Annotated in this window: 7 protein-coding genes; 3 read left to right on the top strand and 4 right to left on the bottom strand. The window is 39.3% G+C overall.

The window, feature by feature from the left end; all coding sequences use genetic code 11:
• Positions 1–191: 191 nt before the first annotated feature.
• Together HEQ36_RS25770 and HEQ36_RS25765 are read right to left on the bottom strand one after the other, a co-directional pair.
• Positions 192–1,874, bottom strand: coding sequence for an ATP-binding protein (locus HEQ36_RS25770; protein ID WP_168636680.1), 1,683 nt, complete (start codon positions 1,872–1,874; stop codon positions 192–194).
• Positions 1,875–2,048: 174 nt separating this feature from the next.
• Positions 2,049–2,285, bottom strand: a complete 237-nt coding sequence (locus HEQ36_RS25765) for a hypothetical protein (RefSeq protein WP_027400711.1) — start codon at positions 2,283–2,285, stop codon at positions 2,049–2,051.
• Between the two features lie 344 nt (positions 2,286–2,629).
• On the opposite strand from HEQ36_RS25765, the gene lepA reads away from it, so the two are divergent.
• The 3 genes from lepA (at position 2,630) to HEQ36_RS25750 (ending at position 7,249) form a co-directional block, all read left to right on the top strand.
• Positions 2,630–4,441, top strand: coding sequence for a translation elongation factor 4 (lepA, locus tag HEQ36_RS25760; protein WP_039203627.1), 1,812 nt, complete (start codon positions 2,630–2,632; stop codon positions 4,439–4,441).
• 107 nt (positions 4,442–4,548) lie between these two features.
• Entirely contained in the window at positions 4,549–5,835 is a 1,287-nt protein-coding gene (locus HEQ36_RS25755) for an FAD-binding oxidoreductase (RefSeq protein WP_168636681.1), read from the top strand.
• A 64-nt stretch (positions 5,836–5,899) separates the two neighbouring features.
• The gene (locus tag HEQ36_RS25750; protein WP_053539109.1) at positions 5,900–7,249 is read left to right on the top strand and encodes a heterodisulfide reductase-related iron-sulfur binding cluster; all 1,350 of its coding nucleotides are present in this window, start codon (positions 5,900–5,902) and stop codon (positions 7,247–7,249) included.
• A 232-nt stretch (positions 7,250–7,481) separates the two neighbouring features.
• On the opposite strand, the gene HEQ36_RS25745 is transcribed toward HEQ36_RS25750, so the two are convergent.
• A complete protein-coding gene (locus HEQ36_RS25745; protein ID WP_168636682.1) occupies positions 7,482–7,907 on the bottom strand; it encodes a DUF29 family protein in 426 nt (141 codons plus the stop codon).
• 13 nt (positions 7,908–7,920) lie between these two features.
• Complete coding sequence (locus HEQ36_RS25740; RefSeq protein WP_168636683.1) at positions 7,921–8,583, bottom strand: class I SAM-dependent methyltransferase; 663 nt, start codon at positions 8,581–8,583, stop codon at positions 7,921–7,923.
• Between the last annotated feature and the right edge of the window lie 313 nt (positions 8,584–8,896).

Here is an 8,896-nt window from a genome sequence, read left to right as displayed (position 1 = left end):
TTGCCTCTTGCCTCTTGCCTCTTGCCTCTTGCCTCTTGCCTCTTGCCTCTTGCCTCTTGCCTCTTGCCTCTTGCCTCCTGCCTCTTGCCTCTTGCCTCTTGCCTCTTGCCTCCTGCCTCTTGCCTCTTGCCTCTTGCCTCTTCCCTCCTGCCTCTTGCCTCTTGCCTCTTGCCTCTTGCCTCTTGCCTCTTCTAAACCATCAATGGTTGTTGATACAGTGGCACAGTGAAAGTCACCGTTGAACCGAGTCCCTCACCACCCATTGCTTCTATGAGCTTTTGGGATATGGTGAGTCCTAAACCTGTACCACCATAGTGACGAGTCCGAGAACCATCAATTTGAGAAAATAATTGAAATAGCTTATCTTGCTTATCTAAGGAAACACCAATACCTGTGTCAACAACGCGAACTTTGACTGTTGTAGGGTGTTTTTTTGGTATTAAATCAGCACTGATAGTAATACTACCTTCATGGGTAAATTTAATAGCATTACCTACTAAATTTAGCATTACTTGTAATAATCTCTTATAGTTGCCTTGAACAATAATTGCATCGGAAATTGCAGGCATTTCCATGTGAAAACTAATATTTTTCACCTCCGCTTGCTGACGGGTAAAGCCTTCAACGTCATCAAATAATTCTTTGAGATTGACTGGTGAACAGTCTAATTCCATTTTACCTGCTTCAATTTTAGCAAAGTCCAAAATATCATTGAGGATATTTAACAGATGCAAAGATAATTCATGAGCTTCTAAAATAAACTCATGTTGTTCTTGAGCATCATCTGTAACTCCTTCTAAAATTAGCTTTAAGAAGCCAATCATGACATTGAGAGGAGTCCGAATTTCGTGGGAGACATTAGCCAGAAATTCGCTTTTTAAGCGAGAAACTTCTTCAGCTTTTTGTCGGGATTCTTCTAGTTCTTGATATAAAGTAGCATGAGCGATCGCTGTTCCTAACTGATCTGCCACTTCCCTGGCTAATTCTAATTCTGCTTGTGTTAGTGGATGGCATTCATCAACAAAACTAAGAGCAGCTAAACCATTAGCTTTGTCTTTGTAACAAGTCGCAACAACCAGAGATTGAGACTGTGGAGATTGGTGATTAAATGAAACTGCCATCACCACAGGCTCTAAAGTCGCTAATGCTTGAGCAAAAGCCGGCTCAGAAGATATATCTATTTCTGAGTCAAGAATAGAAATTTGCTCTGGTTGATGATACTCCGCAATTACCTGAACCTTGGGATTAGGGGGTTGATAAGGGCAAATAATACAGCGTTCTAGGTTGAGTCTTTTTCCCAAGCTATCAACTGTTTGTTGCCAAATAACATCTAAATCCAGTGTCCGACGAATATTTCTGGTGATTTTGTTTAATAACTTCTGATGTCGCTGCAATCGTAAAGCTAACTCAAGCGCTGTTGGCGGTTTAAGTGCCTGATTCACATCTTGAGGATTAATTTTTGATGGTAACAACCTACCTATTACCAAAACTGTAGTTGTGGGCTGACCAAATTGCGGCAGAATCGGCGTAATTGTCAATTCCAACTCTAATAATTCGATATTTGGGCATTTAAACCAGTATTTCACCCTTTCCGGCACAGAACTGCTCAAAATCCGGTGTAAATTTTCTAGATAAACAACCTTATCTACTGGAGCAAAGCTATCATTTTCATTGAGGACATCAATTATCTTCTGGGGATCACACTCTAAGTATTGGCTGTGTTGCCAATAAAAAGTCAAATAGCGTCCAGAGGCATCTTGAGTATATACTAGCTCTGCTCCCAGAGTTGCTGATGAGCGATCGCTCATGAGAGTCACAGATTCCAGATTTTGAGGAATTAAATTCGGAAATGGGGTATTGGCACTAATAGTCATTAATCGAGTTGGATAGACAAAAAGGTTCCTACCGTGCTTATACTAAAGCTAATTAAATTCTGGCATAAACTTTTACAGGTTTTACATTTTTCCAGGGTGGATTTTTGACTTTTCTGGCATTTAAGAGATTAATTTTTACATTTCTTATTATTAGCTGATACCTGTCAAGTCGGTTTAATCATTCCATTCACCACGGGGGGGAACAGGTGTTCGTAGAGGGGTACGTGTTAACTCATCATCTCTATTAAAATCACCCCGTAACCATTGACGAATAGCCACCTCAATCACCTTACTGGGATCATTAGTTAGATGTTGAATTTGCTCTATTAATTCAGAATCTAGATTAAGAGCGATTTCTGTCTTCTCAGCGCGTTTTTTATCTGCACTGTTGGGTTGTTCCTGCATATTCATGGGTTTAAATACTCTGAAATAGGTTTATTGAAACTGTTTTTCAGCAGTCATGATATTTATAATTGAGTCTATCCAATTGTAAACTGCTGAGTCATCAATACTGGGAGCTAGAAATAGATTCTAAATAATAGCGTAAGTTGTCATACAGGAGTTCAGGAGTCAGGAGTTCAGGAGAAAGAAGAAAGAAGAAAGAAGAAAATTTCTCCCCTGCCCCCTGCCCCCTGCACCCTGCCCCCTGCCTCTTCCCTCTTCCCTGTTCCCTCTTCCCTTATTACCTCAAAAAGCATTAAAATACATGGAGTAAATAGCTTTCACTTTGGTTTGCTTTAGAGCAAAGATGGTATATGACTGACGTTCCCGCAGATCGCATTCGCAACTTTTGTATTATTGCTCACATTGATCACGGGAAATCAACTCTCGCAGATCGTTTGCTACAGGCTACTGGGACTGTAGAAGATAGACAGATGAAAGAGCAGTTTCTCGATAACATGGATTTGGAACGGGAGCGCGGCATTACAATTAAGCTGCAAGCTGCCCGGATGAATTATACTGCCAAGGATGGTCAGCAGTACGTTCTCAATTTAATTGATACTCCTGGTCACGTAGACTTCTCCTATGAAGTGTCCCGTTCCCTCGTGGCTTGTGAAGGGGCATTGTTAGTTGTGGATGCGTCCCAAGGCGTAGAGGCGCAAACCCTAGCCAATGTGTATTTAGCTCTAGAGAGTAATCTAGAAATTATTCCGGTTTTAAATAAAATTGATTTACCAGGAGCAGAACCAGAGCGAGTAATTGGCGAAATTGAAGAAATTATTGGTTTAGATTGCAGTGGTGCAATTTTGGCTTCAGCAAAAGAGGGAATTGGCATTGCTGAGATTTTAGAAACAATTGTCGAACGAGTTCCCCCACCCGCTGACACTGTAAATGAAAACCTGCGAGCGCTGATTTTTGATAGTTATTATGATAGTTACCGGGGTGTAATTGTTTATTTCCGAGTCATGGATGGAACTGTCAAAAGAGGCGATCGCATCTACTTAATGGCATCGAGTAAAGAATATGTCATTGAGGAACTAGGCGTACTCTCTCCCACCCAAAAGCCAGTTGAAGAACTCCATGCCGGAGAAGTAGGTTATTTAGGTGCAGCGATTAGAGCCGTAGCTGATGCCAGAGTAGGAGATACCATTACCCTATGCAAAAACAAAGCCACCGAAGCCTTACCTGGTTACGCAGAAGCCAATCCCATGGTATTTTGTGGAATGTTCCCCATAGACGCAGATCAGTTTGAAGACTTGCGGGAAGCCTTAGAAAAACTAGAACTCAATGATGCCGCATTACAGTATGAGCCAGAAACCTCCAGTGCAATGGGTTTTGGTTTCCGTTGCGGGTTTTTGGGACTACTGCACATGGAAATCGTCCAGGAACGCTTAGAGCGTGAGTATAACCTAGATTTAATCATTACCGCCCCCTCAGTGGTTTACAAAGTCGTCACCATCAAAGGGGAAGAACTGTACATTGATAATCCTAGCCGCTTACCTAACCCCAATGAGCGCGACAGAATTGAAGAACCCTACGTCAAAGTAGAAATGATTACTCCCGAAATCTACGTTGGTTCTTTAATGGAGTTGTCTCAAAACCGTCGCGGTATCTTCAAAGATATGAAATATCTCACCCAAGGACGGACCACACTCACTTATGAATTGCCTTTAGCCGAAGTTGTTACCGACTTTTTTGATCAAATGAAATCCCGTTCTCGCGGTTACGCCAGTATGGAATATCATCTGATTGGCTACCGAGAAAATCCTTTAGTAAAATTGGATATCATGATTAACGGTGATCCAGTGGATTCCCTAGCCATGATCGTTCACAGAGATAAAGCCTACAATGTCGGTAGATCAATGGCGGAAAAACTCAAAGAACTAATTCCCCGTCATCAATTCAAAGTCCCCATTCAAGCTTCCATTGGCGCAAAAGTTATCGCCAGTGAACATATCCCCGCCATGCGAAAAGATGTGTTAGCTAAATGCTATGGTGGCGACATCAGCCGCAAAAAGAAACTATTGCAGAAGCAAGCCAAAGGAAAAAAACGCATGAAAGCTATAGGTACAGTAGATGTACCCCAGGAAGCTTTTATGGCTGTACTGCGGTTAGATAAAGGCTAATTGTCACGTAGGGGTGGGGTTTCCCCGCCCTAATTTTATGACTTTGTTCCTTTGTGCGAAATACAAGTCATATTAAATTAATTAAGAAGGATATAAAAAATAGACTAATGAATTCAATAGCATCTACTTTAATTTCTATTCTCAGCCCTGAAACCTCAATTATATCGTGGGAAAATCTTACCCCCACCCAACAGCATCATATCCAACAAGGGATAGACTCCAAAAGCCAGCCTAGTTGTGTGATTTATCCCCATAGCCAAGCAGAATTAGCCGCAGTGATAGCGATCGCCAACAGTCATAAATGGCGCGTTCTCACTTGTGGTAGTGGTAGTAAAATCAATTGGGGTAGTTTGGCTAAAAATATTGATATTATTGTCAGCAGCGAACGGATTAACCAACTCATAGAACACGCAGTTGGTGATTTAACTGTCACCGTGGAAGCAGGGATGAAATTTGCCCAGCTTCAAGAGATTTTGGCTAAACATCACCAATTTTTAGCACTTGATCCAGCTTTTCCTGATTCTGCTACCATAGGCGGTATCGTTGCTACGGCTGATACAGGTTCTCTGCGTCAGCGTTACGGTGGTGTGCGTGACCAACTTTTAGGTATAACTTTTATCCGCGCAGATGGACAAATCGCTAAAGCTGGGGGACGAGTTGTAAAAAATGTGGCTGGTTACGACTTAATGAAATTATTTACTGGCGCTTACGGTACATTAGGAATTATCAGCCAAGTCACTTTTCGAGTTTATCCGATTCCTGAAACTTCGGGAACTGTGATATTAACTGGGAAGGCAGAAGCCATATCCCAAGCAGTGAGAACTTTACAAGGTTCGGAATTAACACCAACTCAAGCTGATTTATTATCCAGTAAATTAGTTACTAATTTAGATTTGGGGACAGGAATAGGTTTAATTGCCCGTTTTCAAAGTATTAATGAAAGTGTCCAAGAACAGTGCAAACGACTATTAGCAATTGGCGAAAAGCTGGGTTTACATGAGGTAATTTATTCAGGAAATCAGGAAGCTGATTTATGGCAACGATTACCAGAACAAATACATTCTCATGTGACAGAATCTACAATTACCTGCAAAGTAGGAGTATTACCAACTGCGGCTGTGGAGATTATCAATCAAATAGATATTGGTTTAATTCATATTAGCAGTGGTTTGGGTTTGGTGCGTTTAGAAAATAAAGATCAAATTTTGCCTTTGCGGAATTTATGTGCAGCAAATTATGGTTTTTTAAGTATTTTATCTGCACCTGTTGAGTTAAAGGAAAGGTTTGATGTTTGGGGGTATAATGGTAATACTTTGGCAGTAATGCGGGGAATTAAAACACAGTTTGATGGTAATTTTATTTTAAGTCCTGGTCGGTTTGTGGGTGGGATTTAAGTTTTAATTAAAAACGAACCACAGAGGCACAGAGGTCACAGAGGTTAAGAGGGGAGAAATATAAATGCAAGTTTCGGAAGGTTCGGTGAATAATACTGCTAGTATTAAGAATTTAAAGGGTTTTGATGGTAATTGTCCACCTGATGCAAAGTTAATTGATAGTTGTGTTCATTGTGGTTTTTGTTTGTCTACTTGTCCTAGTTATCGGGTATTAGGTAAGGAGATGGATTCTCCCAGGGGACGGATATATTTAATGGATGCTATTAATGAGGGTGAAATTGCTCTCAATACGGCTACTGTTGAACATTTTGATTCTTGTTTGGGTTGTCTAGCTTGTGTTTCTACTTGTCCTTCTGGTGTGCAGTATGATAAGTTGATTTCGGCTACTAGACATCAAGTTGAGAGGAATTATAATCGCAGTTTACCTGATAAGTTGGTTCGACAATTAATTTTTTCTCTGTTTCCTAATCCTGATCTTTTAAGAATTTTACTTTTTCCTTTATTAGTTTATCAAAAGTTAGGAATTTCTAAGGTATTACAAGCAACTGGGTTAATTAAGGCTATATCTCCCCGGTTAGCAGCTATGGAATCTATTTTACCGGAAATTACTCTTAAGTCTTTTCAGGATAATTTACCAGATATCATCCCAGCTAAGGGTGAAAAAAGATATCGCGTGGGTGTAATTTTAGGATGTGTGCAAAGACTGTTTTTCTCTGGTGTCAATGAAGCAACTGTAAGGGTTTTAACAGCGAATGGTTGTGAAGTGGTAATTCCTAAGTCTCAAGGTTGTTGTGCTGCACTTCCTGAACACCAAGGACAAACTGAACAAGCGAAAACTTTAGCCAGACAAATGATTGATAGTTTTGCTGATACTAATGTGGATTTTGTGATTATCAATGCTGCTGGTTGTGGTCATACTTTGAAGGAATATGGTCATATTTTAGCAGATGATCCAGAATATGCCGAAAAAGCAAAAATATTTGCGGCAAAAGTTAAGGATTCACAGGAGTTTTTAGCTAATGTGGGTTTAACGGCTAAACTTTCACCTTTGACTGACAAAAATATCAATTTAGTTTATCAAGATGCTTGTCATTTATTACATGGTCAAAAAATTAGTGTCCAACCTCGTCAACTGTTAAAACAAATTCCCGGTGTGACTTTGAAAGAACCCATAGACGCGGCTTTATGTTGTGGTAGCGCGGGGGTTTATAATATGTTGCAACCGGAAGTTGCGGAAGAATTAGGTAAACAAAAAGCCCAGAATTTATTAAATACTGGTGCTGATTTAATTGCTTCCCCTAACCCTGGTTGTAGTTTGCAGATTAGTAAATATTTACAAGGTAAAACTATTTCTGTGATGCACCCTATGGAATTATTAGATTATGCTATTCGGGGTGATAAGTTGGATATCTAGAAAAATATAACATCCAGATACCCGACTTCTGAGATCAATTTATAATTTATTTATACAAGATAAAAAAAGAAGTCGGGTATCTTATTTCAATTTATAATTTATTTACAAGCACGACTTACGCGAAATATCTTTCAAATCCTCATTTCTCTGTGACCTCTGTGCCTCTGTGGTTCGTTATTCCATGAATCTTGCGTAAGTCCTAACAAGATAAAAAAGAAGTCGGGGATCTTATTTATCGTTCCCAAATTAAGTTCATTGCCTTTTTTATGATCTCTTCTTGTTGGACTAATTTGCTTAATTCTTCTGCTTCATGTTGACTTTCAAAAGCTTCAATTGCTGCTTTTTCTAAGGCTAAATCATAAGCATCTTCTAGGGTTTCTGCTAATTCTGTTTCACTCATGTAAGTTCCTTTCGCTTTTTCACGGGAATTACTGCGTTGAATTTGTTTGACAGAATTGCGAATAGAAAAATTCCAAGACCTAGTGGTGCGGTTTTCAGCAGCTTGTTTAATTAGGTGTAGAAGTAAAATGATGCCATAGCTAAATATTTTATTCAGTTTATCAGATTTGCTCATTTCTTCTAATTCTTCGACAATTAACAAGGCTTCCGTGATATTGCCTTGGTGCAGGAGTTCTTTGAGTGTAAGTAGTTCTTCCATGTGGTTGATTTTCCTAATTTTTCATCGCTAAGGTTAATCCGTCGGCTATGGGAACTAAACTCAAGGTAATTCGGGAATCTTCATGTAATTTGCGGTTTAAAGCCCGAATTTTATTAGTTTGATTATCCTGTATTTCTGTTTCTGCAACTTTACCTGACCACAACACATTATCAATGGCAATTAGTCCACCGGGACGAATTAATTCAAGACATTGCTCATAATAATTATTATAGTTACCTTTATCAGCATCAATAAAGGCAAAATCAAATGTTCCCGCTTCCCCTATCACTAATAACTTATCTAATGTTTCCAAAGCTGGGGCAATATGCAAATCAATTTTATCAGCGACTCCCGCTTGTTGCCAATAACGTCGAGCTACACTGGTATACTCTTCACTAACATCACAGGCGACTATTTTACCATCTGCGGGTAAAGCCAAAGCTACTACTAAGGAACTATAGCCAGTAAATACACCAACTTCTAAGGTTTTTTTTGCTCCTATTAACTTAATTAATAATGCCATAAATTGTCCCTGTTCAGGAGCTATTTGCATGATAGACCTGGGCATTTCAGCAGTTTCTTGACGCAGTTGGGTTAAAATAGCTGGTTCGCGGAGGGAAATTGAAAGCAAATAATCATACAGGTTTTGTTCTAAACCCAGAGTCTGTTTTGACATGATTTATATTAATTATTTTATGATAGTTCTTCCTTATCGATTTTATGATAACAAATTTAAAATCAAATGTCAACCCCCAAATCCTCTTTTAATCCTGAATCAGGATGTTCAGGATTTGAGGATTTTCAGGATGTGATTTAAAGATTGTTTTTGAGGAAGTTGTGATTTTTTTGTCTGAATCAGGATGTTCAGGATTTGAGGATTTTCAGGATGTGATTTAAAGATTGTTTTTGAGGAAGTTGTGATTTTTTTGTCTGAATCAGGATGTTCAGGATTTGAGGATTTTCAGGATGTGATTTAAAGATTGTTTTTG

This window comes from Anabaena sp. 54 (assembly GCF_017355725.1).
In the GTDB taxonomy this organism is placed as follows: domain Bacteria; phylum Cyanobacteriota; class Cyanobacteriia; order Cyanobacteriales; family Nostocaceae; genus Dolichospermum; species Dolichospermum heterosporum.
Note: the sequence above shows the minus strand (reverse complement) of the source record. Positions and strands in the feature narration are given on the sequence as shown.